The sequence below is a fragment of the Streptomyces sp. NPDC002817 genome, from assembly GCF_053592055.1.
The window spans coordinates 158,371-182,095 of sequence record NZ_JBSFUY010000001.1; the positions used below are offsets into that span (position 1 = coordinate 158,371).

Below are 23,725 nucleotides of genomic sequence, written 5' to 3' on the forward strand. Positions count from 1 at the left end.
CTACGTACGGTCAGACCTTGGTGACGTCCTCGACCTCGTCCTCCGGCTCCCTGCCCGGAGTTTTCAGATCGAACTTCGTGATCGCGAAACGGAAGATCACGTAATAGACGACGGCGAAGCACAGGCCGATCGGAATGATCGCCCACGGTTTCGTCGCCAGATTCCAGTTGATGATGTAGTCGATCAACCCGGCGGAGAAACTGAACCCGTCGTGCACCCCGAGCCCCCACGTCACCGCCATCGACACACCCGTCAGCAGCGCGTGGACCGCGTACAGCAGCGGTGCGATGAAGAGGAACGAGTACTCGATCGGCTCGGTGATCCCCGTGACGAACGACGTCAGGGCGACGGAGAGCATGAGACCGCCGACCTCCTTCCGGCGGCTCGGCTTGGCGCAGTGAGTGATCGCCAGGGCCGCGGCCGGCAGGGCGAACATCATGATGGGGAAGAACCCGGACGTGAACTGACCCGCGTTCGGGTCGCCCGCCAGGAACATGCTGATGTCACCGTGCACCTCGGTGCCGTCCGGCTTGGTGTACGTGCCGAACTGGAACCAGATGGGCACGTTGAGGAACTGGTGCAACCCGATCACCAGCAGAGCCCGGTTCGCGATACCGAAGATGCCCGCGCCCCAGGCGCCCGCGTCGCTCAGCCAGTCGCTGAAGTTCTCCAGTCCGCTGCCGATCGGCGGCCAGATCCACAGACACAGCGCCGCGAACACGATCGCCACGAACGCCATGATGATCGGCACCAGCCGACGCCCGTTGAAGAAGCCGAGCCAGTCCACCAGCTTCGTACGGTGGTAACGCGCCCAGAAGAACGCCGTCAGCAGACCCATCACGATGCCGCCGAAGACACCCGGGTTCTGGAACGTGAACGCCGTCACCGTGCCGTCCACCGAGGCCTGGCAACCGATGCCGGTCACCGCCTTTGTCTCGTCGGGACAGTCCTCCGGGAACTGGCGCAGCACCGAGTAGTAGACGAGGAAGCCCGCCACCGCGGCCAGTGCCGTCGAACCGTCCGACTTCTTCGCCATGCCGATCGCCACGCCGATGCAGAACAGCAGGGGCAGCCCCAGCTGGCCGTCGAGCAGCGCGCCGCCCGCCCCCGCCATCACCTTGGCCACGTTCGTCCAGCCCAGCCCGTCGTCCCCGAACACGTCCGGCTGCCCGAGCCGGTTGAGGATGCCCGCGGCCGGCAGGACGGCGATGGGGAGCTGAAGGCTGCGGCCCATCTTCTGCAGGCCCTGGAACACCGACTGCCACCGTCGGCGTGCGGAAGAGATCTCGGTGTCGGAACTCATGAGTTGGCGACCGCCTGTCAGGTGGTGTAGACCAGTTACGGACGATTGGGTTGCTGTGACGTCATCTTTCGGTACGTACAGCGCAATCGCTCGCGAAGTTGGGCCAACTGTGCATGAGGAGACCGACATGGCCACCAAAGCTGAGAAGATCGTTGCCGGGCTCGGCGGCATCGACAACATCGAAGAGGTCGAGGGCTGCATCACCCGCCTCCGCACCGAGGTCCACAACGCAGCACTCGTCGACGAAGCCGCCCTGAAGGCCGCCGGCGCCCACGGAGTCGTCAAGATGGGCACCGCGATCCAGGTCGTCATCGGCACCGACGCCGACCCCATCGCCGCGGAGATCGAAGACATGATGTGAGCCTCTGAGCCCACCCCGGAAGGGGCTCCTCCCACCGCGGGAGGAGCCCCTTCCGTATGTGCCGCTAGGCTCAGCGCCATGTCTCGAATCGACGGCCGCACCCCCGAACAGCTCCGCCCCGTCACCATCGAACGTGGCTGGAGCAAGCACGCCGAGGGCTCCGTCCTCGTCTCCTTCGGCGACACGAAGGTCTTCTGCACCGCCTCCGTCACCGAAGGCGTCCCCCGCTGGCGCAAGGGCAGCGGCGAGGGCTGGGTGACCGCCGAATACTCCATGCTCCCCCGCGCCACCAACACCCGCGGCGACCGCGAGTCCGTCCGCGGCAAGATCGGCGGCCGCACCCACGAGATCTCCCGCCTCATCGGCCGCTCCCTGCGCGCGGTCATCGACTACAAGGCGCTCGGCGAGAACACCATCGTCCTCGACTGCGATGTCCTCCAGGCCGACGGCGGCACCCGCACCGCGGCCATCACCGGCGCGTACGTGGCACTCGCGGACGCCGTGTCCTGGGCCCAGGGCAAGAAGCTGATCAAGGCCGGTCGCCAGCCCCTGACCGGCACCGTGAGCGCCGTCTCGGTCGGCATCGTGGGAGGGGTGCCGCTGCTGGACCTCTGCTACGAGGAAGACGTCCGCGCCGAGACCGACATGAACGTCGTCTGCACCGGCGACGGCCGCTTCGTCGAGGTCCAGGGCACCGCGGAGGCCGAGCCCTTCGCCCGCGACGAACTCAACTCCCTGCTCGACCTGGCGGTTTCGGGCTGCACGGAACTCGCTGTCCTCCAGCGCAAGGCCCTTGATACCGTCCTCGAAAAGTAAAGGACGCACCAAGAAAAGCGGTCGGAACGGGCAACCCGGCCGGCCGCGCTCGCGTCACTACGGGTACGGGCGTACGGCACACCACCGTACGCCCGGCCAGTACACGGGGGCCCTTGGGGCTGAGCAAGGGAGGACCATCACCATGGCCGAGAGCCGACGCCGTCGAGGTACCGCCATCGCCGCAGTAGTGGCGGCCGTTGGATTGACGGTGGGACTCACGACCGGCTGCGACGCGGTCAACAAGGCCCTGGACTGCGTCCAGACCGCCGAAGCCGTCGCCGACAGCGTGACCGACCTCCAGCAGGCCGTCGAGAACGCGTCCAACGACCCGACCCAGATCGAGGAGTCCCTCGGCTCCATCGACAAGAACCTCGACGAGATCGGCGACAAGACCGACAACGCCGACGTCAACAAGGCGGTCGACAACCTCAACGAGGCGGTCAACAACGTCCGTACGGCAGTGAAGAACGGCGACGAGACGCCCGACCTCAGCCCCATCACGGACGCGGCGGGCGAGTTGACGAAGGTCTGCACGTCGTAGGTGAGCGGGGGATGGGGCCGGGATACTGGACCCCATGACCCGCCTGATCCTCGCCACCCGCAACGCCGGGAAAATCACCGAACTCCACGCCATCCTCGCCGACGCAGGCCTGCCTCACGACCTGGTCGGCGCGGACGCGTACCCGGACATCCCCGACGTCAAGGAGACGGGGGTGACGTTCGCCGAGAACGCCCTGCTCAAGGCCCACGCGCTGGCCCAGGCAACGGGACTGCCGGCCGTCGCCGACGACTCGGGCCTCTGCGTCGACGTCCTGAACGGCGCCCCGGGCATCTTCTCGGCCCGCTGGGCGGGGAAGCACGGGGACGACAGGGCCAACCTGGAGCTCTTGCTGGCCCAGCTGTCGGACATCGCCGGCGAACACCGCGGCGCCCACTTCGCCTGTGCGGCGGCCCTTGCGTTGCCGGACGGCACGGAACGAGTGGTCGAGGGCCGCCTACGAGGACTGCTCCGCCACACTCCGGCAGGCACGAACGGCTTCGGCTACGACCCGATCCTCCAGCCGGAGGGGGAGTCGCGGACTTGCGCCGAACTGACCGCCGAGGAGAAGAACGCGATCAGCCATCGGGGGCAGGCGTTCCGGGCGTTGGTGCCGGTGGTACGGGAGCTGTTGGGCTGACAGCGGCGAAGGTCCACCCGGTACGGGTGGACCTTCGAATCAAAGGTGTGCGGCCGGAGGGACTCGAACCCTCAAGGGATTTCTCCCACAGCATCCTAAGTGCTGCGCGTAGGCCAGTTCCGCCACGGCCGCCCGCGCGCTCATGCTACCCGGCGAGGCGGCCTCGTATTCGAGCACCTAGCGGGCTCTGCGTCCGCCTCGGCACCAGGTGGCCGTGATCGCGTGGCAGTTGCGACACAGCAACCGCAAGTTCTTTCGCCGGTCGTCGCTCCAGTCCCCGTTGATGTGATCGACCTCCAGCGTCATGGGCTTGCCGAGCCACTCCGGGGCGGTGCCGCACTCGGCGCACTCCTCGGGCACACCCACTTCCAAGAGCGCTCGACGGAGCAGATGGGTCCTGGTCCGGCGTGTGCCGTCGTGTTGGACCAGGATGTCCCCGGCGCGCCTGACCGGTGTGGTGCCGGGTCCGCCGCGTCGGTGCGCCTGCCCAAGGAAGTGCGAGGTGTCGAGACCGTCCTCGGCCACCCAACGGCGCAGCTGGGCGCGCAGTCTGCAGTTGTAGGGCTCCATTCCCAGGACTCGGAGCGTTTCCGCGATGGAGGCTGCTCTCTCGACCGCTCGGCGCAGCTCGTCAGCGGTCGGTCTCGCGGGTGCTGCCATCACGTGTCTCTGACGGGGCATGTGTGAGACGTCGATCCCGAAGTGCTCGAAGCGCCGGAACAGATGGCGACGCAGTTGACCGTACGGCCGGGTGCCGAAGAACGCGATGACCTCGTCGATGTCGGAACACTGCGCGGCGGCCTCGGCCAGCCGTTCCCGGGTGTACTGCACGCCGCTGCTCATGAAGCCCTGCCTTTTCCGCGCCCCCGGTAGCTGTCCGTCGTCGAGTGGCAGTTGGGACACAGGAACCGCAGGTTCTCGATGCGGTTGTCGCGCCAGTTGCCGTCGATGTGGTCGACCTCCAGGGGGAGTGGGTGACCCCGCCAGACCGCGTCCATCCCGCACATGGCGCAGCGCTCCGGCATGCCCGTGGCCGTGATCGCCCACCTGAGACGGTCACTCGGGATGCGCCGCGCCTGGCCGACCGGCTGCTCGACGAGCAGAGCCTCCGGCGTTCGGGGACGCCAGATCTTTCCCCGCTGCGTCGGCACCTGGAAGTGCGAGACATCGATGCCGTACGCCCTGATCCGGCGGCTGATGTGAGTGTGATGACCGCCGACCACCTCCAGCCCGAGACGCCGCAGCACCTCGCACATGTTCGTCGATGCCGAGACCGCCTCCTGAAGGAGCTCCCGCGTCCACTTCACCCCCTCCCGCTCGAAGTGCGAGACATCCACTCCAAGTCTCTTCATCCGCCCAAGCACGTACCGCCGCGTCGAGCTCTTCGGATCCACCCCCAACCTCTGGCACGCCTCCGACAACGTCCGAGCCCCCCGAGCCGCCTCCTCAAGCCGCTCCCTCGGATACGCGCTGGCCCCCATACCGTTCCCCTCCGTTCCCGGCCACACGTTCGTGGCCCGTACGGATCAACGAACCGCTAATCAGACAGTCACGCCTGAAAGGTGAAGGGGGTTGATATCCTGCAACTCACACACGAACGCCTCCCAAGCCCGGACCCCTTGTCCGCTCGGGAGGCTTTTTTCATGATCGAGAACAGCGGGAACTCCGAACACGACCTCACCGTCCGCCCAGCCACCCCCACCGACCGCCCCACCGTCGAGAGACTCTGGCTCCTCTTCCGGCACGACCTGTCCGAGTTCGGAGGGCAACTGCCCAACGCCGACGGGGCGTTCCGGAGTGAGCGGCTGGAGGTGGCCTTCAGTGGCTCCGGGGACTGGGCGCCGTATCTGTTCAGCCTCGGCGCGCATCCCGTCGGGTTCGCCTTCGTGCGGGCGCTCAGCGAACCCACGCGTGTGCTCAACAGCTTCTTCGTCGTGCGAGGGGCTCGGCGCTCCGGGATCGGGTTGCGGGCCGTACGGCACGTCGTCGCCCGGCATCCCGGGGAGTGGACCGTCGCGTTTCAGGACGACAACCCCGCCGCCGTCCGGTTCTGGCGGCGCGTTGCCGAAGACCTTGCGCCCGGGGAATGGAAAGAGGAGCGCAGGCCGGTGCCCGAGCGGGCCGGCCTGGCTCCTGATGTGTGGGTCTCGTTCCGGTATCCCGGGACCTAGATGCCCAGGTCCTTGATGATCTTTGCCACATGGCCCGTCGCCCGGACGTTGTAGAGGGCCCGTTCGACTTTGCCCTCCTCGTCCACGACGATCGTGGAGCGGATGACGCCCATGTAGGTCTTGCCGTAGTTCTTCTTCTCGCCGAAGGCGGCGTAGGCGTCGAGGACCTGCTTGTCCTCGTCCGCGAGGAGGGTGATCCTCAGGGATTCCTTGTCGCGGAACTTCGCCAGCTTCTCCGGCTTGTCCGGGGAGATGCCGATGACGTCGTAACCCGCGCCGGCCAGCACCTCCAGGTTGTCCGTGAAGTCGCACGCCTGCTTCGTGCAGCCGGGGGTCAGGGCCGCGGGGTAGAAGTAGACGATGACCTTGCGGCCTTTGTGGTCCGAGAGGGACACGTCATTGCCGTCGGCGTCGGGGAGGGTGAAGGCGGGGGCCACGTCCCCGGGCTGGAGTCGCTCGCTCATCGGACCAGCCTAACCGGGGGTGCTGACAGTGCGGCCGCCCGGCGAACTGACAGACTGTCCAGAACAGCATCAGCAGACACCTCGGAGGCCGTACGGTGGCGGACACGTCGGACACCAGATCCCCGGCGCAGATCGAGGCGGACATCAAGCGCCGCCGCGAGAACCTGGCCGAGACGCTCGACGAGATCGGGGTGCGGGTGCACCCGAAGACGATCGTCGGCGACGCCAAGGCCAAGGTCGTGTCGAACATCGACCACACGCTCGGGCGGGCCTACGTCGGCGTCAATCGGGCCGTCAGCAACACCAAGGCCCAGTTCGTCGACGGTGACGGCGCCCCGCGCCTCGAGCGCATCGTTCCCGTCGCGCTCGTCGCCGTCGGACTCGTGGGGCTGCTCGCCCTGGGGACCCGGCGTCGTAAGGGCTGACCCGGGCGCGTACGAATGCCCCTCAGGCAGGTAGGTTCTCAGCCGTGAGCGCCAACAGAAACAGCACCCAGGACGACAAGCTGCCCATCCGGATGCTGCATGACCGGGTACTCGTTCGGCAGGACGCCGGCGAGGGCGAGCGGCGTTCCGGGGGCGGCATCCTGATCCCCGCCACCGCGGCCGTGGGCCGGCGGCTGGCGTGGGCGGATGTCGTCGCGGTCGGGCAGAACGTACGGACCGTCGAGCCGGGCGACCGGGTTCTGTACGACCCCGAGGACCGTGCCGAGGTCGAGGTGCGGGGTGTCGCCTATGTGCTCATGCGCGAGCGTGATCTGCATGCGGTGGCCGCGGACCGGTTCGAGGGGTCCGAGGACTCGACTGGGCTGTACCTGTAGATCGAACCTGTAGATCGAACCTGTGGATCCGACCTGTGGATCCAAGCCGAAAGGGGCCGGTGACCATCGTCACCGGCCCCTTTCGCTGCCCTTTTGCTACCTTTGAAGGACGACCCGACGAGACGCGCCGTACCGGGCTGTAAAGCAAAGACGACGCACCCGTGAAGAAATCCGCGTCTCGGAGGTGCCTGTCATGGCCTGGGTTCTGCTCGTCGTCGCCGGTCTGCTCGAGGTCGGCTGGTCGATCGGGATGAAGTACACCGACGGTTTCACCCGGCTGGTCCCCAGCCTGCTCACCGGGGCGGGCATCGTGGCCAGCATGGTTCTGCTGTCCCACGCCGCGAAGACCCTTCCCATCGGTACCGCCTACGGCGTGTGGGTGGGTATCGGGGCCGCCGGGGCGGCGGTGCTCGGCATGGTGGTGCTGGGGGAGCCGGCGACCGCCGCCCGGATCTTCTTCGTGTGCCTGCTGCTCGTCGCTGTCGTCGGGCTGAAGGCGACGTCCGGTCACTGAGTTGTCGGTGGGCCTCCGCCCGCCGTCGTGCCGCCTGTCGTACCGGTCGTCGTGCCGCCGGTGGTGTCTCCCGTGGTGCCGCCCGTCGTGGTCGTATCCCCCGTGGTGCCACCCGTCGTGGTGGTGTCGCCGGTCGTCCCGCCCGTGGTGGTCGTGTCTCCCGTCGTACCGCCCGTGGTGGTGTCGCCCGTCGTCCCGCCGGTCGTCGTGGTGTCACCGGTCGTGCCGCCGTCGGTCTGGCCGCCCGTGTCCTGGCCCCCGTCGGTCGTGCCGCCGTTGTCCTGGCCCTCCGTGTCCTCCGGGGGGACGAAGCTCGGTTCCTCCGTCGGCGTCTCGACCACGTCGGCACCCTCCTGGAGTTCGAGGTCGAACTCACTGGCGGGCTTGCCCTTCAGGGCGGCCTTGGTGAACTGGGCCCAGATCTCGGTGGGCGCCCCGCCGCCGTTGATGCGCTGCAGGCCCATCACGCCGTACAGGGACTTGTGCTTGGCGGTGACCGGGTCCTGGCCCATCACCGCGACGACGGTGGCGAGGTCGGGGGTGTAGCCGGCGAACCAGGCGGCCTGGTCCTCCTCGGCCGTGCCGGTCTTGCCGGCCGCCGGGCGGCTCGCGGCCTGGGCGGCGGTGGCGGTGCCGTTCTCCACGACGCTCTGCAGGATCGACGTCGTGGTGTCGGCGGCCTGGCGGGTGACGACCTGGGAGCTCTTGTGGTCCGGCAGCTCCACGACGTCCTTGCCGTCCCTGGTGATGGTCTTGATCAACGTGTACGCGCCGTGCTTGCCGTGGTTGGCGAGCGTGGCGTACGACTCCGCCATGTCGAGGACGCTGGCGGTGTTCACGCCGAGCGCGATGGACGGCGAGGCGGTCAGGTCGGGGGTGTCGGAGGGGATGCCGAGGGCGACCGCGGTGTCCTTGACCTTGTCGGAGCCCACGTCCACGGCCATCTGCGCATACACCGAGTTCACCGACTTGTCGGTGGCGGTGCGCACGGTGATGTCGCCGTACGACACGTCGTCCTCGTTGGCCGGGTCGTAGCTGCCGCCGGTCCAGCCCTGGACGGGGCGCTTGTTGGTGCCGTCGTAGACGGTGTTCGGGGTGATGGTGCGGCCGTCCTGCGTGGTGGACTCGTTCTGGACGGCCGAGGTGAACACGAAGGGCTTGAAGGTGGAGCCGACCTGGAAGTCCCGGCGGGTGGCGTTGTTCGTGTACTGCTTGACGTAGTCGATGCCGCCGTACATGGCGACGACCTGCCCGGTCTTGGGATCGACGGCGGCGCCGCCCGCGCGGACGTAGGTGTCGACCTTGCGGTTCTTCTTGTCGAGCTTGTCCATCAGCTTGTCGTTGACGGCGTCGACGAAGGCGTCCTGCTTGCTCTTCTGGATGGTGGTGGTGATGCGGTAACCGCCGACGTCGAGCTCGTCGGCGGTGAGGATCTTGTTGTCGCTCAGATAGTCGTTGACGGCGTTGACGAGGTAGCCGCGCTGCCCGGACATGCCGGTGGAGACGGTGGCCTCCTTCGGCATCGGGAACTTCAGGCCGGTGCGCTCGGACTGCTCCAGCCAGCCCTCCTTGACCATGCCGTCGAGGACGTAGTTCCAGCGGGCCACGGCGGCCGACTTGTTCTCGGGGTGGGCGACGACGTCGTACTCGCTGGGCGCGTTGAGCAGGGCGGCGAGATAGGCGCCCTGGGCCGCGCTGAGGTCGGTGGCGTCCTTGCCGTAGTACGCCTGGGCGGCGGCCTGGATGCCATAGGAATTGCGGCCGAAGTAGCTGGTGTTGAGGTAGCCCTCGAGGATCTCGGCCTTGGACTTCTCCCGGTCCAGCTTGATCGAGATGAAGAACTCCTTCACCTTGCGCGTGACGGTCTGCTCCTGCGCCAGGTAGTAGTTCTTCACGTACTGCTGGGTGATCGTGGAGCCGGACTGGGTGCCCTTGCCGGTGGCGGTGTTCCAGCCGGCGCGCACCATCGCCTTGGGGTCGATCGCCGACTCGGAGTAGAAGTCGCGGTCCTCGGCGGCGAGTACGGCGTGCTGGGCGGCCTTGGAGACCTGGGCGAGTCTGACGCTCTCGCGGTTGACCTCGCCGTCGCGGGCGAGTTGGCTGCCGTCCGCGTAGAGGTAGACGTTGGACTGCTTGGTGGCGAGGGCGTTGGCGGGCGGGATCTTCACCAGCGAGTAGCCGAGGAAGAACAGGCCGATCAGCAGCAGTATCCCGAGGACGAAGGTGCCGAGCACCATGCGCCAGGTGGGGATGATCCGTCGCCATCCGGTCCGCTTGGGCCGCTTCGGCTTCTTCCCGCCGGGCTCTTCAGCCGCCTGAGGTTCTCTGGGTGCCCAGCCCTGGTTCGGCTGCTGCGGCTCGTCGCTCATGTCGTGCACGGACTCCTGTTTCACGCTTTTACGTCGTACGTCGCCGTACGCCCTCGTACGTCTTCTGCGCCCCTGGATGAAGACTGTCGCACCATGCGTTCCGTTCCCGATGAGCGGCGCGCGTCCGCCCGGAAATTGGGTGGCATGCGTCACCACCAGCGGGCTAGGCTCCTGCGCTTCGGTGTCCGGACGGGCCGAGGAGGGCTGGGACTGATGGGTTCGGGACGGTTGTACCTGGCCGTCGCGGCGGGCGGATTCAGACGGTACGCGACCTATCGGGCGGCCACCGCGGCCGGGGTGTTCACCAACACGGTGTTCGGGTTGATTCTCGTCTACACCTACACCGCGCTGTGGGACGAGAAGCCGCACCTGGGCGGGTACGACCTGGCGCAGGCCGTCACCTATGTATGGATCGGCCAGTCGCTGTTCAAGACGCTCGCCAACGGGGGCGGGGGCGTCGAGAGCGAGCTCATGGAGCGTATCCGTACGGGTGACATCGCGATCGACCTGTACCGGCCGGCCGATCTCCAACTGTGGTGGCTGGCCGCCGACTTGGGCCGGGCGGGGTTCGAGCTGCTGGGGCGCGGGGTGATCCCCTTCGTGTTCGGTGCGCTGGTCTTCGACCTCGCGCTGCCGACGGACGTGTCGTCGTGGGTGGCGTTCTTCGGTGCGGTGCTGCTGGCGATGCTGGTCAGTTTCGGGATCCGGTATCTGGTGGCGCTCAGCGCGTTCTGGCTGCTCGACGGCACCGGGGTGGCGCAGATGGTGATGTTCGTCGGGTGGTTCTGCTCGGGGATGATCCTGCCGCTGAACGTCTTCCCGGGCACGCTCGGCGAGGTAGTACGGGCCCTGCCGTGGTCATCGTTGCTCCAGGCGCCCGCGGATGTGCTGATGGGACATGCCGATCCGCTGGGCACCTATGCCTTCCAGGCGATGTGGGCGGTGGTGCTGCTGGCGGCCGGGCGGATGGTGCAGGGGGCGGCGACGCGGCGGGTGGTGGTGCAGGGTGGTTGACACCGGCGGGGTGGCGGAGAGCGGCAGGGCGACCGAGAACAGCAGGGCGACCGAGAACAGCAGGGTGGCCGAGAGCGGCAGGGTCGTCGACGGGCTGCGTGCCTATCGGATGATCTCCGCGATGTGGATCCGCTCCACGATGGCCTACCGGGCCTCCTTCCTCATGACCACGCTGGGCAACTTCACGGCGACCGCGCTCGACTTCGTCGCGATCATGCTGATGTTCTCCCGTGTCGACGCGCTCGGCGGCTATGCGCTGCCCCAAGTCGCCTTCCTGTACGGGCTGTCCAGCACCGCGTTCGGTCTCGCCGATCTGCTGCTCGGCTCGATGGAGAAGCTGGGCCGGCGGGTGCGTGACGGCACGCTGGACACGCTGTTGGTGCGTCCGGCGCCGGTGCTCGCGCAGATGGCGGCGGACCAGTTCGGGTTGCGGCGCCTGGGCCGGATCACGCAGGGTGTGATGGTGCTGGTCTACGGGCTGGCCACGGTCGACATCGACTGGACGCCGCTGAAGCTGCTGCTGATGCCGGTGATGATCCTGAGCGGCGCCGGGATCTTCGGCGCGGTGTTCATCGCGGGCGCGGCCTTCCAGTTCGTGGCGAAGGACGCCTCCGAGGTGCAGAACGCGTTCACGTACGGCGGTACGACGATGTTGCAGTACCCGCCGACGGTGTTCGCGACGGAGCTGGTGCGCGGGGTGACGTTCGTGTTCCCGCTGGCCTTCGTCAACTGGCTGCCGGCGACGTATGTGCTGGGCGTGCCGCTGCCGCTCGGGCTGCCCCAGTGGGTGGCGTTCCTGTCGCCGCTGGTGGCGGTGGCGTGTTGTGTGCTGGCTGGGCTGGCGTGGCGGGCCGGGTTGCGGACGTATCAGAGCACAGGGAACTGAGGGGTCGTGGGCGAGGTCATGGGCGAGGCTTTCATCGAGCTGGACCGCGTCGAGAAGGTCTTCGACGTGCGCAAGAAGACCGGGTTCATGAAGCGGGAGCGGCGTGAGGTGCGGGCCGTCGACTCGATCTCCTTCCGGGTGGCGCGGGGTGAGATGGTCGGGTACATCGGGCCGAACGGTGCCGGGAAGTCGACCACGATCAAGATGCTGACGGGCATCCTGACGCCGAGCGGGGGCCGGCTGCGGGTGGCGGGCATCGATCCGTCCCGGGAGCGGTCGCGGCTCGCGCACCGGATCGGGGTGGTGTTCGGGCAGCGGACGACGCTGTGGTGGGATCTGCCGCTGATCGACTCGTACAAGCTGATGCACCGCATGTACCGGATCCCGGACGCCCGGTATCGCGAGAACCTCGACCGCTGTGTCGAACTCCTCGAACTGGCGGACCTGCTGGACGTACCCGTGCGCCAGCTCTCGCTGGGCCAGCGGATGCGCGGCGACATCGCGGCGGCGCTGCTGCACGACCCCGAGGTGTTGTACCTGGACGAGCCGACGATCGGCCTCGACGTCATCTCCAAGGCCAAGGTGCGTGGTTTTCTGCGGGAGCTGAACTCCGAGAACGGCACGACCGTGCTGCTGACCACGCATGATCTCCAGGACATCGAGCAGCTCTGCTCACGGGTGATGGTGATCGACCATGGTCGTCTGATGTACGACGGCCCGCTCGCCGGTCTGCACGAGGCGGGGGAGAGCGAGCGGATCCTGGTGGTGGACCTGGAGCGGGAGCTGCCGCCGATCGAGGCGGCGCCCGCCCGGGTGGTGAAGGTGGAGGGGCCGCGGCAGTGGCTGGCGTTCCCGGCGGGGGAGTCTGCGGCGCCGTTGGTGGCGCGGATCGCGGCGGAGTATCCGCTGGCGGACCTGTCGGTGCGGGAGCCGGACATCGAGGCGGTCATCGCCAAGATGTATGCCGAGCGGGCGACCGCATAGTGCGGGAACGTTCGAACTCGTAGGCTTCTGTGTATGACGGACGACGAACTCCCGGACCTTCGCGCCTCCGACGCCGACCGTGAGCGAGTGGCCGAGATCCTGCGGGACGCCCTCGCGGAGGGCCGCCTCGACATGGAGGAGTTCGAGGAGCGGCTGGACGCGACGTACAAGGCGCGGACCTACGGCGAGCTGACACCGATCACGCGGGATCTGCCGACCGCGCCGGGCCCGGCGGTGAACCTGTTCAAGGAGCCGGTCGCGGACGGGAGTTGGGCCTCGCGGATCACGGGCGGCGAGGGCTCGTCGACGTGGGGTGTCGCCGTCATGGCCGGGTTCCAGCGCAAGGGGCGCTGGACCGTGCCGAAGCGGTTCACCGGCTTCGCCTTCTGGGGCGGCGGCGAGATCGATCTGCGGGAGGCGAACTTCGCGGACCGTGAGGTCGAGATCAACTGCGTGGCGATCATGGGCGGTATCGAGGTGATCGTGCCGCCGGGTGTCGAGGTCGTCGTACGCGGGCTCGGGATCATGGGCGGCTTCGACGAGCGCGCGCACGAGGAGCCGGACGATCCACAGGCCCCGCGGGTGATCGTCACCGGGCTCGCGCTGATGGGTGGCGTCGAGGTGTACCGGAAGCTGCCCAGGGCGGAGCGGCAGCGGCTCAAGGAGGAGCGGCGGCTGGAGCGGCTGGAGCGGAAGAACGCGCGCCGGGAGCTGGGCTCTTCCCGTCACGATCCGCTCGACCTCCACGATGTCCACCGTGACGCCATGGATCAGGTCCGCGAGGCGATGGAGGAGCACCGAGAGCTGCGCCGGGAGAGGCGGGACCGGCGGCGGTACGAGGACTGACGGCCGAGGCGGTACGAGGCTGACGCCCAGGACCGTACGAGGCTGACGCCCGGCCCCTCCCCGCCCTACAGCTCCGCCGGCGCCGAGCCCTTCAGATCCTCCAGGTCGAAGGCCTCCGCCATTCGCGCGTACCCCTTGTCGCTCGGGTGGAGACGGTCCCCCGAGTCGTAGTCGGACCGCAGTCTCCTCGGGTTGTACGGGTCCCTGAGCGCCTCGTCGAAGTCCACGACCGCGTCGTAGACCTTGCCGTCGCGGATCGCGGCGTTGATCCGCTGCCGGACGTCCTCCCTGGCCCCCGTGTATCCGCGGTGGCCCTGGAAGGGCATCAGGGTCGCGCCGACGACCTTGATGCCGCGGGCGTGGGCCTGGCGGACCATCGTGCGCAGGCCGTCGAGGATCTTGTCGGGGTCGGCGAGGCTCGGGTTGCGGAGGATGTCGTTGACGCCGAGGTCGATGACGACGACCTTCACGTTCGTACGGCCGAGCACGTCCCGGCCGAAGCGGCCCAGGCCGCTCTGGTTGTCGGCGGGGCGGCCGAGGCCGTTGGCGAGGACCTGGTTGCCGCTGATGCCCTGGTTGACGACGCTGTAGCGGGGCAGGTCGCGGCCGGCCTCGATCGCGGTGCGCAGCCGGTCCGAAAGGACGTCGGTCCAGCGGCGGTCGGCGCCCTCGGTGGAGGTGATGCCGTCGGTCAGCGAGTCGCCGAGGACGACGACCGTGCCGTCGGACTCGTTGCTCAGCACGTCCAGCGCGGTCAGGTAGCGCCAGTACGGGGTCTGTTCGGTGTACGCCGTCCCCGTCACGTCCTCGGTGAGGTCACCGGCGGCGACGTAGGAGATCTGGCGGGCGTGCGGGTGGTAGGTGACCGGCCCGGACCGCGTGGGGGAGTAGGTGGTGACCAGGACGTCACTGCCGTACGCGATGGCGATGCGGACCGCGTCGCTCATGACCTGGCCGCCGGCCGGGACGACGACCGTGGTGTTGCCGCCGAAGGTGAGGCGCCGCATCGTCTGCGCGGTCGCGGCGGCGGTGTCGCTGCCCGCGGCGACGGCGATCGACGCGTGGGTGATGGTCAGCGGCGACTGGCCGTAGAGGTTGGAGAGCGTGATGCGGGCACTCGTACCGCCTATGGAGGCGTGCACGACATTGCGCACCGAGCGGCCCGCCATGCCCTCGGCCTCGGTGCCGGGCTCGGCGCCCGCCGGGGAGGTGGACCATGCGCCGACCCAGGTGCCGGTGGAGGCGGGGGCGGCGGGGTTGTGCGGGGCGGCGCCCTGGGCGACGGTGTTGCGCTGGTCGGTGCTGCCGTCGTCGGCGGCGACACCGACGTATATGACGGCGGAGAGCGCCACGATCAGGGCGATCATCGCGGAAAGCAGGGCATAACCACTACGTCTGGTCATGCGGTGCGTATCTCCTCGGGCAGACGGGAGCCCGAGGCTCCGATGTGATCACCTCATGATGCGTCATGCGGTGAGGGGTGTTTGAACAGACCCCCCATTGGGCCACCGGAGTTCAGGAGTGAGCTCCCCCTTCCTGACAGACGCCGGGAACTCCTGTTCCGTTCCAGGAGTCGGTCAGGAAGGGACAATGTGTCCCGGGGATCACGAACGGGTGGAGTGGATGGAACGCACGAAACCAGACGAATCGGATACCGCTGACGTAGAGCAGCATGCCCGCCCGGTCGCCGCCGGTAACCGCGCGATGACCGCGTTCAGCGCCGCCGACGAGGAGAAGCAGCGCGGCGTGCGCCGGATGAAGCTCACGGCGGCCGGGCTGCTGCTGTTCGTGGCGGTCGTGTACGTGCTCGCCAAGGTCGCCTCCGGGCAGGGGGCGGGTGCCTGGGCGGGCTATGTCGCCGCGGCCGCCGAGGCGGGGATGGTGGGTGCGATGGCGGACTGGTTCGCGGTCACGGCCCTCTTCCGTCACCCGCTCGGTCTGCCCATCCCGCACACCGCGATCATCCCGAACAAGAAGGACCAGCTCGGCGTCTCCCTGGGCGAGTTCGTCGGCGAGAACTTCCTCTCCGAGGACGTCGTACGCCAACGGCTGCGGGCGGTGGGCATCGGCAGCCGGCTGGGCGCGTGGCTGGCGGAGCCCGATCATGCCGACCGGGTGACGGCGGAGCTCTCGGCGGCACTGCGCGGGGCGCTGACCGTGCTGCGGGACTCCGATGTGCAGGCGGTCGTGGGGGAGGCGATCACCCGGCGGGCCGACGCGCAGGAGATCGCGCCGGGCATCGGGAAGATGCTGGACAAGATCGTCGCGGACGGCGGGCACCGGCGGGTCGTGGACCTGGTGGTGACGCGGGCACACGACTGGCTGGTCCTCCACGACGAACAGGTCATGGACGCGGTGCAGGGCGGCGCGCCCGGCTGGACCCCCCGTTTCGTCGACAAGAGGGTCGGCGAGCGGGTCTACAAGGAACTGCTGCGGTTCGTGACGGAGATGCGGGACATGCCCTCGCATCCGGCGCGGGGCGCGCTGGACCGCTTCCTGACGGACTTCGCCTCGGATCTGCAGTCCGACACGGACACGCGGGCGCGTGTCGAGCGGCTCAAGGGGGAGGTCCTCGGACGCGGCGAGGTCCAGGACCTGATCGCGTCCGCCTGGACCGCCGTACGGTCGATGATCGTCTCCGCCGCCGAGGACGAGCGCAGTGAGCTACGGCTGCGGGTGCGGGCGTCGCTGCTGTCGCTGGGGGCGCGGATGGCGGTGGAGCCCCGGTTGCAGGCCAAGGTCGACGGGTGGGTCGAGGGGGCTGCGGTGTACGTGGTGACGACGTACCGCCGGGAGATCACCCTGCTCATCACGGACACGGTGGCGGGCTGGGACGCCGAGCACACGACGAGGAAGATCGAGGCTCATATCGGACGGGATCTGCAGTTCATCCGGATCAACGGCACGGTGGTGGGTTCGTTGGCGGGGCTGCTGATCTATACGGTGTCGCGGGCGCTGGGGGCGTAGGGCAGGCGCGGGTCGGGGCTCTGACGGGCGTAGGGCGGGCCCCTTCTGGGCACTCGGCCGGGGTTCTCACTCGATGAGGAGGAGGGTGCCCATGACCACTGCCGAGGCCGAGACCGGCCGGACCGTGACGTCGAACATCCCCGCGAGACTCGACCGGCTGCCATGGTCACGCTGGCACTGGACGATCGTCATCGGGCTGGGCACCGTGTGGATCCTCGACGGCCTGGAGGTGACCGTCGTCGGCAACATTGCGGGGAGGTTGTCGGAACCGGGGAGCGGGCTGCCGATCTCCTCCGGCCAGGTGACCGGGATGGCGGCGGCCCTGTATGTGGCGGGGGCGTGCGCGGGGGCACTCTTCTGGGGCCGGCTGACGGACAAATGGGGCCGCAAGAAGCTGTTCATGATCACGCTGGCGGTGTATCTCGCGGCGACCGCGCTGACCGCGATCTCCTTCTCCACCTGGTGGTTCTTCGCGTTCCGGTTCCTGACGGGGTTCGGGATCGGGGGCGAGTACGCGGCGATCAACTCGGCCATCGACGAGCTGATCCCGGCGGAGTACCGGGGGCGGGTCGACCTCATGATCAACGGAAGCTTCTGGCTGGGCGCGGTGGGAGGTTCGCTGCTGTCGATCGTCGCGCTGGACACGTCCGTGTTCGCGAAGGACGTGGGGTGGCGGCTGACGTTCGCGCTGGGCGCGGTGCTGGCGCTGGTGATCCTGCTGGTACGGCGTCATGTCCCGGAGAGTCCGAGGTGGTTGCTGATCCACGGGCGGGACGAGGAGGCGGAACGGATCGTGTCCTCGATCGAGGAGCGGGTGGAGGCGGATCGGGGCGAGCCGTTGCCGCCGCCGTCCCCTGACGCCGAGCTCACGATCCATCAGCGGCGCAGCGTGACGTTCGTCGAGATCGGCCGGACGGTGTTCTCGAAGTACCGGCGGCGGGCGGTCCTCGGTTTCGCTCTCTTCATCGGACAGGCGTTCCTCTACAACGCGATCACCTTCGGCTTCGGGGCGATCCTGACGACGTTCTACGACGTCCCGACCGGGAGCACCGGCTACTACTTCGCGGTGATCGCGATCGGCAACTTCATGGGCCCGCTGCTGCTCGGCAAGCTGTTCGACACGGTCGGTCGCCGGGTGATGATCTCGTCGACGTATCTGCTGTCGGGGCTGCTGCTCTTCGGCACGGCCTGGCTGTTCGACCGCGGCGCGCTGGACGCGACGACGCTGACCGCCTGCTGGTGCGCGGTGCTGTTCTTCGCGTCGGCGGGCGCGTCGAGTGCGTACCTCACGGTGTCGGAGATCTTCCCGATGGAGACGCGGGCCATGTCGATCGCCTTCTTCTACGCCCTCGGCACGGCAGCGGGCGGCATCAGCGGCCCCCTGCTGTTCGCCGACCTGACCGGCACGGGCCACGTCGGCGACACCGTCCTCGCCTTCCAGATCGGCGCGGCCCTGATGTGCGTCGCGGGCCTGGTGGCGGCGGTGTTGGCGGTGAATGCGGAGCGGCGGTCGCTGGAGGACGTCGCACGCCCGCTGACGGCGGTGGCTCCGGGGGCGCGGTCGGCTGCGGCGTGAGTGGGGGATGCCTGCGGCGGCCTGTGCGGCTTCGGTGGGGGTTCGCGTCGTGTCTTTGAGCCCGTCCGGCGTTTGAGGACGAGGCCTTTCGGGGCCGATGGGGTCCAGGGGGCGGAGCCCCCTGGGGCGGGGTCGAAGGGGCGGGATCGAAAGGGCGGCCGCCCCTGGGGATGGGACGGGTAGGGGCGGCGGGGGCGAGAACCTACTCGGCGGTCCCGCGGCGGGTCTTGTCCCGGCGGCGGAGCAGGAGCAGGCCTCCCGCGACGGCAGTGATTCCCGCGGTGGCGCTCCAGGCGACGACGTCGGTGGACCCGGTGGCCGCAAGGTCCTTACCGGAAGCCGGCGTCGCGGACGCGGTCGCGGAGGAGCCGGTCTGCGGGCGAGGGTCCGGTGCCGCACCGGACGCCGTGGCGGAGGGGCTCGCGGACGTCGTCGACCTGTCCCGCGTGAACGCCAGCGTCCCGAAGCCCAGTTGGTCGTACCCACCGCTGTTGGGCCCGTAGTCCCCACCTCCGCCCTCCGGCCCGGACTTCGCGGCGATCCGGGTGAGGTACGAGGCGGACAACCCCCGCCGCTTGGTGTAGTGGCCGGCGATCATCGCCCAGATGGGCCGGGTCATGGCGGGATCGACACCCGCGGCCCCGGTCACCGTCTCCGACCCCGACCAGCCGTTGACGGCCCCCTTGGCGCGCGTGTTCGCGGTGAACGGCACCTCCCCACCCATGCTCCACTTCGCCACGTACTGGGCCCCCTTGAGGAAGCGGCTGTCGTCATAGCCGTACAGATCGACGCCCTGGTTCCACGCCATCTCGCAGAACGTGCCCATCAGCCCGACCCCGAGCAGCGCGTGCCCCTGATCACGCCCCGCCTCCAACCACTCGGCGAGCCCGTCGTCGTGGACCACAGGTATCGCGTTCTTGATCGAGCCGAGCCCCTCGCCGTGCTTGAAGTAGTCGACCGCGCGGCCGACTTGGGCCTTGTCGTCGCAGAAGATGCCGGTGGCCAGCACGCAGGCCATGGCGGCGAGGTCCCAGTTGGTCCAGTAGTTGGAGACCACCGCGTCGTTGTGCTTGACGAGGAAGCTGTCGCTGAGCGGCGCGAAGACCCCGGACAGCAACTCCTTGAAGCGGTCGAGCTCGAAGTCCGGGTGGTCACGGACGAGTTCGGCGGCGTTGGCGATCTGGTAGCCGTACAGCCCGGCGGCGAGGAACCGGTCCGCGTTTCCGGCGAGCGTGGTGAGCTTGGCGGACCAGGCGTTGAGGATCGCCACGGCGGTGTCGGCGTGGGCGCTGTCACCGCTGACGTGGTGGCGCAGGCCGTTCTGGTACGCGGCGTGGATGTCGTTGTAGAGGATCGCGTAGTTCTGGCCGGAGCCGCCGCGGGTGATGGTCGCCTGCGGGTTGGGCGTCCAGCCGCTCTGCGCATGCCGGTTGGCCGTCAGCCGGGCGTATCCGGCGGTGTAGGGCGTGGCACCCGCTCTCACCTTGGACTTCATACGGGCCAGGTCCGTGCCGGTGTGCAGCAGACCCGGGTGCGCGTACCCGGAGCCGGCGGCCGAGGCGGGCGGCGCCGCCAGGGTCGTACCGACACCGAAGGCTCCGACGGTACCGACGGCTCCGGTTGCCTTGAGCATGGTGCGGCGACTGATCAGTGAAGTCGAAGTCACGGGTGTCATTCCTCGCGTGCCTGTGGCTGGGGACGGTCAGGAGACGCGAGGGTGGGAGCGGCGATAACAGAAAGCCGACGGCGACTGCGAGGAGACGTACCCATGACCGTGCGCCGGATCATGCCCGACTTCCAGGTCGAGTCGGAGGAGGCGATGAAGGCCAGCCGTGACTTCTACGGCCTCCTCGGCTTCCGCGAGGTGATGGACATGGGATGGGTGGTCACCCTCGCCTCACCCGCCAACCCCACTGCCCAGATCAGCTTCTTCACCGACGAACGCACGGCCCCCGTCGTGCCCGACCTCAGCGTGGAGGTCGAGGACGTGGACGCGGTGTACGCGCAGGTGGTGGCCGCGGGCGCGGACGTCGTACGGGAGTTGCGGGACGAGGAGTGGGGCGTACGGCGCTTCTTCGTGCGGGACCCGAACGGGCAGGTGGTGAACGTGCTGACGCACCGGGACTAGCCGCCTGCCGGTGCGGGCTCCCAGTCCGGGCAGTACTCGACATGCACCAGGGGCACCGAATGGTCCAGCAGACCGGAGGTCGGGTGCAGTTCGGCGCACGCGTGCCCGTCGGACCGGCACCGGATGTCCCAGCCGGGCCCCGTGTCGGCCAGGTCGAGGAAGTCCGCGGCGGCGTCCGCGAAGGGCAGGGCGCTGCCGCTCAGCACGAGGGTGTCGGCGGCGGTGGTCAGCCGGACCCGGTCGCGGAACTCGGCGTGATGGGCACCGGTGACGGGGCGGTCCTCGCCGGCGGGGAAGTCGGCCCGGCGGAATTCGACCGTGTGTGGGCTGCCCTGCCCCAGCCGGGCCCGGACCGCCTTCCAGCGGGAGGCCGGGAACTGCCGGGAGTGATGCACCAGCAGCAGGTCACGGGCCTGATGCGGCGCGGGCGGATGGGGCCCCACGGGCCGTTCGTCACGCTTCCGCAGCGGCACGTGCACCAGCGAGCGGGGCGAGCGTGCGGCCAGCAGCCAGGCCGCGGCCAGCTCCGCGGCGGCCTCCCGGTCCACCCAGAAGTCCAGCCAGTGCCCGGTGTCACCGCACAGCGCACGGCGCAGCCCGGTCGTACGCAACACCCGGTACTCCTCCGGACCGAGCCGCACCCGATGCTCCGTGATCCCCAGCTTCATCCTGCCCATTCCCCTCGCGTCGGACGAGACGGTACCGGCGAGGACCCGTTCGCGGCGCGCGATATAAGGGCCGGGCGGCCTCTGCCGGAGAGGTGGCGACGGGCGCCCCTCAGCCCTGCCGGTCCGCCACCGCCCACGACGCCAGGGCCACCGCCCCCGCCACCCCGAACACCGCGGGCCAGGCGCCCACCTTCTTGGCCAGCGGATGCGACCCCGCGAAGGCGGCGACATACGCGGCCGTCAGCGCACCCGCGGCCTTCCCGCCCGCCTGCTGCCGCCACTGCTGCGCGGCCGCGGCCCCGGCGACCGTCAGCACGACCCCGCCCAGCTGTCGCTTCTTGGTCCAACGGGCCACGCCGTACCCACCGACGAGCCCGCCCGCCGCGACCACCGCGCTGGGAACCTTCGCCATGCCTGCCTCCTGAGAACTGACGTGACGCGCGCTACCCGTACTGCTCGCACTGGTCGTACCGCTCGTGCGACTCCTGGCGATCACGTTCGATATGTCCCGAGGCTAACGCCGCCCCTGGAAGACACTCCTACCGGCCCTCCTCCAGGCCCTCCTGCCGAGCCTCGCGCCTGCGGGTGCGGAGCTCCGTCGCGTATCCCGAGCCGACGGCGCACCCGGCGGCGGTGAGAGCGAGGCCCAGGGCGGCGGGATTGACGTACCCCGGCACGTCACCGTTGTCGTAGCTCCCGCCGTCGCTGGTCTCGCACACGAACCCGAGCGGCAGGTAGCTCACCGACCAGTCGACGATCTCGATGCCCTGTTCGTGCCGCTCCCACCAGCCCGCCGTACGGCAGGACTGCGGCGGGGCCGAGTCCGTGCCCCCGTCCTGTGCCGTCATGATCGCGCCGATGACCCCCAGCAGCCCGAGGGCGTAGAAGGCGACCGCGGCGGCACCGGCGAGCGCGGCGACGCTGCGGAGTATCACCGGGAGGCCGGATCGCCGTATGCCACGGTCGGCCAGGCGGCCGAAGCCCTGCCCGGTGAGCGCGACGGCCGTGATCGCCGCGATCACGAGCAACAGCAAGCTCAGCCAAGCCATCGTGCCCCCTGGTGTGATCTCCTGAACGCCGAGTCCAACAGCGCTCGATCTCTACGGCTGTGACGGAGCCCACAGTTCCGGCAACAGGGCGGTCACAGATGACGGGCAACCAGTCATAGAAGACGGGCGGCCAGTCACAGGAGACGGGCTGCCTGGCGCCTGCCGCGGAAACGGGCCGTCACAGAGAACCGGGGGCACCCTTGAGCCACGTCACCATGTCCGACGGCACCCGCATCGCCCACCGCGACCACCCCCGCCCCGGCGCGCCCCGCACCGCCCTCCTCCTGCACGGCCTGGCCGGCCACATGGGGGAGTGGGACGCCCTGATCCCGCGCCTCCTCACCTTCGGCTTCCGCGTGGTGTCGTACGACGCCCGCGCCCACGGCGCCAGCACCCGCCGCCCGCCCGAAGTGACCCGCGCGGCCTACGTCGACGACGCGGCGACCCTGATCGAGGAACTCGCACTGGCACCCGTAACCCTCATCGGCCAGTCCCTCGGCGGGCATACGGCGATGCTGCTGGCGTCCGCCCGCCCGGAACTGGTGGACGCGCTGGTCCTCGTAGAGGCCGGTCCGGCCGGTCCGAGTCCGGACGTACCGGCGCAGATCAGGGGATGGCTGGACGGCTGGCCGACGCCGTTCCGGTCCTTCGCCGAGGCCGCGGACTTCCTCGGTCACGAGGGGTGGGCGAGGGGGCTGGAGGAACGCGCGGACGGCTGGCACCCGCGCTTCGACCGGGACCGCATGGTCGACTCACTGGCCGAACTGGCCGAGAACGCCTACTGGCAGGAGTGGTCGCGCATCACCTGCCCGACACTCGTGGTCCAGGGCGAGAACGGCACGATGCGTCCGACGGAGGCCACCGACATGCGGGAGCTGCGCCCGGACACGCGGGTGACGGTGGTGGCGGGAGCCGGTCACGACGTACACCTCGAAGAGCCGGAACAACTGGCGGAGGCCGTCGAGGAGTTCACGAGGTCGCTGGGATACGACTCGAACCGCCGCTGACGTGTTCGCCGGACGATGACGAGGATCGCGCCATGGATGTCTTCCTGACCACCGAACGGCTGCGGCTGCGCGCCTTCACCGAGGCCGACGCCGACGTCGCGGTCCTGTTCGCGCTGGACAACGACCCCGACGTCATGCGCTACCTCAACGGCGGCAGACCGACGTCCCTCGACGCCATCCGCACCCGTTCCCTCCCGCACCTCCTCCACGACTACCCCTGCCTCGGCACCCGCGGCTTCTGGGCCGCCGAGGAGAAGACGACGGGTGTCTTCCTGGGATGGTTCGAGTTCCGGCCACTGGAGGAACACAGTGCCGAGGTCGTGGAGCTGGGCTACCGGCTGAACAAGGCCGCCTGGGGCCGGGGTTACGCCACCGAGGGCTGTCGGGCGCTGATCGACAAGGGGTTCGGCGAGCTGGGCGTGGAACGCGTCACCGCGAACACGATGACGGTCAACACGGGGTCCCGACGGGTGATGGAGAAGGCGGGGCTGACCTTCGTACGGGGGTTCAGCAGTGAGTGGCCGGAGGCGATCGAGGGGTCCGAGCACGGGGAGGTCGAGTACGAGTTGACGCGGGCCGACTGGGGACGGTGAGGCCCTCGGCG

General features: G+C 69.1%; 27 protein-coding genes, 1 tRNA gene and 1 riboswitch. Of the genes, 17 read left to right on the plus strand and 11 right to left on the minus strand.

Annotated features, from left to right (window positions below; genetic code table 11):
• Nucleotides 1–10: 10 nt before the first annotated feature.
• Nucleotides 11–1,303 (minus strand): PTS transporter subunit EIIC, encoded by a 1,293-nt coding sequence (locus ACWD3I_RS00685; RefSeq protein WP_365398667.1) that lies wholly within the window; start codon nucleotides 1,301–1,303, stop codon nucleotides 11–13.
• A 127-nt stretch (nucleotides 1,304–1,430) separates the two neighbouring features.
• On the opposite strand from ACWD3I_RS00685, the gene ACWD3I_RS00690 reads away from it, so the two are divergent.
• The 4 genes from ACWD3I_RS00690 to rdgB all read left to right on the plus strand — a co-directional run bounded on the left by ACWD3I_RS00690 (nucleotide 1,431) and on the right by rdgB (nucleotide 3,658).
• Nucleotides 1,431–1,664 (plus strand): glucose PTS transporter subunit EIIB, encoded by a 234-nt coding sequence (locus ACWD3I_RS00690; RefSeq protein ID WP_171144364.1) that lies wholly within the window; start codon nucleotides 1,431–1,433, stop codon nucleotides 1,662–1,664.
• Between the two features lie 78 nt (nucleotides 1,665–1,742).
• Nucleotides 1,743–2,480 (plus strand): ribonuclease PH, encoded by a 738-nt coding sequence (gene rph, locus ACWD3I_RS00695; protein ID WP_365398662.1) that lies wholly within the window; start codon nucleotides 1,743–1,745, stop codon nucleotides 2,478–2,480.
• A gap of 142 nt (nucleotides 2,481–2,622) precedes the next feature.
• A complete protein-coding gene (locus tag ACWD3I_RS00700; protein ID WP_266891829.1) occupies nucleotides 2,623–3,021 on the plus strand; it encodes a prefoldin domain-containing protein in 399 nt (132 codons plus the stop codon).
• Nucleotides 3,022–3,055: 34 nt separating this feature from the next.
• On the plus strand, nucleotides 3,056–3,658 hold the full coding sequence (rdgB, locus tag ACWD3I_RS00705) for an RdgB/HAM1 family non-canonical purine NTP pyrophosphatase (RefSeq protein ID WP_365398659.1): 603 nt from the start codon (nucleotides 3,056–3,058) through the stop codon (nucleotides 3,656–3,658).
• Nucleotides 3,659–3,706: 48 nt separating this feature from the next.
• On the opposite strand, the gene ACWD3I_RS00710 is transcribed toward rdgB, so the two are convergent.
• The 3 genes from ACWD3I_RS00710 to ACWD3I_RS00720 all read right to left on the minus strand — a co-directional run bounded on the left by ACWD3I_RS00710 (nucleotide 3,707) and on the right by ACWD3I_RS00720 (nucleotide 5,139).
• Nucleotides 3,707–3,790, minus strand: a tRNA-Leu gene (locus tag ACWD3I_RS00710).
• A gap of 45 nt (nucleotides 3,791–3,835) precedes the next feature.
• Nucleotides 3,836–4,501 (minus strand): HNH endonuclease, encoded by a 666-nt coding sequence (locus tag ACWD3I_RS00715; RefSeq protein ID WP_365398656.1) that lies wholly within the window; start codon nucleotides 4,499–4,501, stop codon nucleotides 3,836–3,838.
• Nucleotides 4,498–5,139 carry an HNH endonuclease signature motif containing protein gene (locus ACWD3I_RS00720; RefSeq protein WP_365398653.1) on the minus strand — a complete coding sequence of 214 codons (642 nt, stop codon included), beginning with the start codon at nucleotides 5,137–5,139 and terminating at the stop codon, nucleotides 4,498–4,500. The genes ACWD3I_RS00715 and ACWD3I_RS00720 overlap by 4 nt, the downstream gene beginning before the upstream one ends.
• 162 nt (nucleotides 5,140–5,301) lie before the next feature.
• Here ACWD3I_RS00720 and ACWD3I_RS00725 point away from each other — a divergent pair, with 162 nt between their 5' ends.
• Complete coding sequence (locus tag ACWD3I_RS00725; protein ID WP_365398650.1) at nucleotides 5,302–5,829, plus strand: GNAT family N-acetyltransferase; 528 nt, start codon at nucleotides 5,302–5,304, stop codon at nucleotides 5,827–5,829.
• On the opposite strand, the gene bcp is transcribed toward ACWD3I_RS00725, so the two are convergent.
• Nucleotides 5,826–6,293 carry a thioredoxin-dependent thiol peroxidase gene (bcp, locus tag ACWD3I_RS00730; protein ID WP_365398647.1) on the minus strand — a complete coding sequence of 156 codons (468 nt, stop codon included), beginning with the start codon at nucleotides 6,291–6,293 and terminating at the stop codon, nucleotides 5,826–5,828. The genes ACWD3I_RS00725 and bcp overlap by 4 nt on opposite strands.
• Nucleotides 6,294–6,388: 95 nt before the next feature.
• Here bcp and ACWD3I_RS00735 point away from each other — a divergent pair, with 95 nt between their 5' ends.
• The 3 genes from ACWD3I_RS00735 (at nucleotide 6,389) to ACWD3I_RS00745 (ending at nucleotide 7,627) form a co-directional block, all read left to right on the plus strand.
• Entirely contained in the window at nucleotides 6,389–6,718 is a 330-nt protein-coding gene (locus ACWD3I_RS00735) for a DUF3618 domain-containing protein (protein ID WP_307030122.1), read from the plus strand.
• Nucleotides 6,719–6,810: 92 nt separating this feature from the next.
• Nucleotides 6,811–7,113, plus strand: coding sequence for a GroES family chaperonin (locus ACWD3I_RS00740; protein ID WP_266899574.1), 303 nt, complete (start codon nucleotides 6,811–6,813; stop codon nucleotides 7,111–7,113).
• Between the two features lie 94 nt (nucleotides 7,114–7,207).
• A riboswitch (guanidine-III (ykkC-III) riboswitch) is annotated at nucleotides 7,208–7,273 on the plus strand.
• A 33-nt stretch (nucleotides 7,274–7,306) separates the two neighbouring features.
• On the plus strand, nucleotides 7,307–7,627 hold the full coding sequence (locus tag ACWD3I_RS00745) for a DMT family transporter (protein ID WP_046259004.1): 321 nt from the start codon (nucleotides 7,307–7,309) through the stop codon (nucleotides 7,625–7,627).
• Here the strand turns inward: ACWD3I_RS00745 and ACWD3I_RS00750 are convergent.
• On the minus strand, nucleotides 7,621–9,996 hold the full coding sequence (locus ACWD3I_RS00750) for a transglycosylase domain-containing protein (protein ID WP_365398643.1): 2,376 nt from the start codon (nucleotides 9,994–9,996) through the stop codon (nucleotides 7,621–7,623). The genes ACWD3I_RS00745 and ACWD3I_RS00750 overlap by 7 nt on opposite strands.
• A gap of 213 nt (nucleotides 9,997–10,209) precedes the next feature.
• Between ACWD3I_RS00750 and ACWD3I_RS00755 the strand changes: the two genes are divergently transcribed.
• The 4 genes from ACWD3I_RS00755 to ACWD3I_RS00770 are packed head-to-tail and all read left to right on the plus strand — an operon-like array spanning nucleotide 10,210 to nucleotide 13,726.
• On the plus strand, nucleotides 10,210–11,010 hold the full coding sequence (locus tag ACWD3I_RS00755; protein ID WP_365398640.1) for an ABC transporter permease: 801 nt from the start codon (nucleotides 10,210–10,212) through the stop codon (nucleotides 11,008–11,010).
• Nucleotides 11,011–11,020: 10 nt separating this feature from the next.
• Complete coding sequence (locus tag ACWD3I_RS00760) at nucleotides 11,021–11,896, plus strand: ABC transporter permease (protein ID WP_451084019.1); 876 nt, start codon at nucleotides 11,021–11,023, stop codon at nucleotides 11,894–11,896.
• A gap of 18 nt (nucleotides 11,897–11,914) precedes the next feature.
• A complete protein-coding gene (locus ACWD3I_RS00765) occupies nucleotides 11,915–12,880 on the plus strand; it encodes an ABC transporter ATP-binding protein (RefSeq protein ID WP_365398776.1) in 966 nt (321 codons plus the stop codon).
• 33 nt (nucleotides 12,881–12,913) lie between these two features.
• Nucleotides 12,914–13,726 (plus strand): DUF1707 SHOCT-like domain-containing protein, encoded by an 813-nt coding sequence (locus ACWD3I_RS00770; protein WP_365398637.1) that lies wholly within the window; start codon nucleotides 12,914–12,916, stop codon nucleotides 13,724–13,726.
• 65 nt (nucleotides 13,727–13,791) lie between these two features.
• Here ACWD3I_RS00770 and ACWD3I_RS00775 read toward each other — a convergent pair whose 3' ends face one another.
• Nucleotides 13,792–15,129 (minus strand): SGNH/GDSL hydrolase family protein, encoded by a 1,338-nt coding sequence (locus ACWD3I_RS00775; RefSeq protein ID WP_365398634.1) that lies wholly within the window; start codon nucleotides 15,127–15,129, stop codon nucleotides 13,792–13,794.
• A gap of 187 nt (nucleotides 15,130–15,316) precedes the next feature.
• On the opposite strand from ACWD3I_RS00775, the gene ACWD3I_RS00780 reads away from it, so the two are divergent.
• Together ACWD3I_RS00780 and ACWD3I_RS00785 are read left to right on the plus strand one after the other, a co-directional pair.
• On the plus strand, nucleotides 15,317–16,693 hold the full coding sequence (locus ACWD3I_RS00780; RefSeq protein WP_365398631.1) for a DUF445 domain-containing protein: 1,377 nt from the start codon (nucleotides 15,317–15,319) through the stop codon (nucleotides 16,691–16,693).
• A gap of 91 nt (nucleotides 16,694–16,784) precedes the next feature.
• Nucleotides 16,785–18,269 (plus strand): MFS transporter, encoded by a 1,485-nt coding sequence (locus tag ACWD3I_RS00785; RefSeq protein ID WP_365398628.1) that lies wholly within the window; start codon nucleotides 16,785–16,787, stop codon nucleotides 18,267–18,269.
• A gap of 202 nt (nucleotides 18,270–18,471) precedes the next feature.
• Here ACWD3I_RS00785 and ACWD3I_RS00790 read toward each other — a convergent pair whose 3' ends face one another.
• Entirely contained in the window at nucleotides 18,472–19,944 is a 1,473-nt protein-coding gene (locus tag ACWD3I_RS00790; protein WP_365398625.1) for an alginate lyase family protein, read from the minus strand.
• Between the two features lie 93 nt (nucleotides 19,945–20,037).
• Between ACWD3I_RS00790 and ACWD3I_RS00795 the strand changes: the two genes are divergently transcribed.
• Nucleotides 20,038–20,397 (plus strand): VOC family protein, encoded by a 360-nt coding sequence (locus ACWD3I_RS00795; protein WP_365398622.1) that lies wholly within the window; start codon nucleotides 20,038–20,040, stop codon nucleotides 20,395–20,397.
• Here ACWD3I_RS00795 and ACWD3I_RS00800 read toward each other — a convergent pair.
• From ACWD3I_RS00800 to ACWD3I_RS00810, 3 genes are all read right to left on the minus strand, one after another.
• Nucleotides 20,394–21,065: a hypothetical protein gene (locus tag ACWD3I_RS00800; protein WP_365398619.1), complete on the minus strand. Its 672-nt coding sequence runs from the start codon at nucleotides 21,063–21,065 to the stop codon at nucleotides 20,394–20,396. The two genes, ACWD3I_RS00795 and ACWD3I_RS00800, sit on opposite strands and share 4 nt — an antisense overlap.
• A gap of 109 nt (nucleotides 21,066–21,174) precedes the next feature.
• Entirely contained in the window at nucleotides 21,175–21,477 is a 303-nt protein-coding gene (locus ACWD3I_RS00805; RefSeq protein ID WP_365398616.1) for a hypothetical protein, read from the minus strand.
• Between the two features lie 127 nt (nucleotides 21,478–21,604).
• Entirely contained in the window at nucleotides 21,605–22,114 is a 510-nt protein-coding gene (locus ACWD3I_RS00810; RefSeq protein ID WP_365398613.1) for a hypothetical protein, read from the minus strand.
• 200 nt (nucleotides 22,115–22,314) lie between these two features.
• Here ACWD3I_RS00810 and ACWD3I_RS00815 point away from each other — a divergent pair, with 200 nt between their 5' ends.
• Complete coding sequence (locus tag ACWD3I_RS00815) at nucleotides 22,315–23,121, plus strand: alpha/beta fold hydrolase (protein ID WP_365398610.1); 807 nt, start codon at nucleotides 22,315–22,317, stop codon at nucleotides 23,119–23,121.
• Between the two features lie 32 nt (nucleotides 23,122–23,153).
• On the plus strand, nucleotides 23,154–23,714 hold the full coding sequence (locus ACWD3I_RS00820; protein ID WP_365398607.1) for a GNAT family N-acetyltransferase: 561 nt from the start codon (nucleotides 23,154–23,156) through the stop codon (nucleotides 23,712–23,714).
• The last annotated feature ends 11 nt before the right edge of the window (nucleotides 23,715–23,725 follow it).

Bases quoted from the DNA above. Each gene is read 5' to 3' on its own strand.
- ACWD3I_RS00685 (WP_365398667.1), bottom strand. From the start codon at position 1,303: ATGAGTTCCGACACCGAGATCTCTTCCGCACGCCGACGGTGGCAGTCG.
- ACWD3I_RS00690 (WP_171144364.1), top strand. From the start codon at position 1,431: ATGGCCACCAAAGCTGAGAAGATCGTTGCCGGGCTCGGCGGCATCGAC.
- rph (WP_365398662.1), top strand. From the start codon at position 1,743: ATGTCTCGAATCGACGGCCGCACCCCCGAACAGCTCCGCCCCGTCACC.
- ACWD3I_RS00700 (WP_266891829.1), top strand. From the start codon at position 2,623: ATGGCCGAGAGCCGACGCCGTCGAGGTACCGCCATCGCCGCAGTAGTG.
- rdgB (WP_365398659.1), top strand. From the start codon at position 3,056: ATGACCCGCCTGATCCTCGCCACCCGCAACGCCGGGAAAATCACCGAA.
- ACWD3I_RS00715 (WP_365398656.1), bottom strand. From the start codon at position 4,501: ATGAGCAGCGGCGTGCAGTACACCCGGGAACGGCTGGCCGAGGCCGCC.
- ACWD3I_RS00720 (WP_365398653.1), bottom strand. From the start codon at position 5,139: ATGGGGGCCAGCGCGTATCCGAGGGAGCGGCTTGAGGAGGCGGCTCGG.
- ACWD3I_RS00725 (WP_365398650.1), top strand. From the start codon at position 5,302: ATGATCGAGAACAGCGGGAACTCCGAACACGACCTCACCGTCCGCCCA.
- bcp (WP_365398647.1), bottom strand. From the start codon at position 6,293: ATGAGCGAGCGACTCCAGCCCGGGGACGTGGCCCCCGCCTTCACCCTC.
- ACWD3I_RS00740 (WP_266899574.1), top strand. From the start codon at position 6,811: ATGCTGCATGACCGGGTACTCGTTCGGCAGGACGCCGGCGAGGGCGAG.
- ACWD3I_RS00745 (WP_046259004.1), top strand. From the start codon at position 7,307: ATGGCCTGGGTTCTGCTCGTCGTCGCCGGTCTGCTCGAGGTCGGCTGG.
- ACWD3I_RS00750 (WP_365398643.1), bottom strand. From the start codon at position 9,996: ATGAGCGACGAGCCGCAGCAGCCGAACCAGGGCTGGGCACCCAGAGAA.
- ACWD3I_RS00755 (WP_365398640.1), top strand. From the start codon at position 10,210: ATGGGTTCGGGACGGTTGTACCTGGCCGTCGCGGCGGGCGGATTCAGA.
- ACWD3I_RS00765 (WP_365398776.1), top strand. From the start codon at position 11,915: ATGGGCGAGGCTTTCATCGAGCTGGACCGCGTCGAGAAGGTCTTCGAC.
- ACWD3I_RS00770 (WP_365398637.1), top strand. From the start codon at position 12,914: ATGACGGACGACGAACTCCCGGACCTTCGCGCCTCCGACGCCGACCGT.
- ACWD3I_RS00775 (WP_365398634.1), bottom strand. From the start codon at position 15,129: ATGACCAGACGTAGTGGTTATGCCCTGCTTTCCGCGATGATCGCCCTG.
- ACWD3I_RS00780 (WP_365398631.1), top strand. From the start codon at position 15,317: ATGTGTCCCGGGGATCACGAACGGGTGGAGTGGATGGAACGCACGAAA.
- ACWD3I_RS00785 (WP_365398628.1), top strand. From the start codon at position 16,785: ATGACCACTGCCGAGGCCGAGACCGGCCGGACCGTGACGTCGAACATC.
- ACWD3I_RS00790 (WP_365398625.1), bottom strand. From the start codon at position 19,944: ATGACACCCGTGACTTCGACTTCACTGATCAGTCGCCGCACCATGCTC.
- ACWD3I_RS00795 (WP_365398622.1), top strand. From the start codon at position 20,038: ATGACCGTGCGCCGGATCATGCCCGACTTCCAGGTCGAGTCGGAGGAG.
- ACWD3I_RS00800 (WP_365398619.1), bottom strand. From the start codon at position 21,065: ATGAAGCTGGGGATCACGGAGCATCGGGTGCGGCTCGGTCCGGAGGAG.
- ACWD3I_RS00805 (WP_365398616.1), bottom strand. From the start codon at position 21,477: ATGGCGAAGGTTCCCAGCGCGGTGGTCGCGGCGGGCGGGCTCGTCGGT.
- ACWD3I_RS00810 (WP_365398613.1), bottom strand. From the start codon at position 22,114: ATGGCTTGGCTGAGCTTGCTGTTGCTCGTGATCGCGGCGATCACGGCC.
- ACWD3I_RS00820 (WP_365398607.1), top strand. From the start codon at position 23,154: ATGGATGTCTTCCTGACCACCGAACGGCTGCGGCTGCGCGCCTTCACC.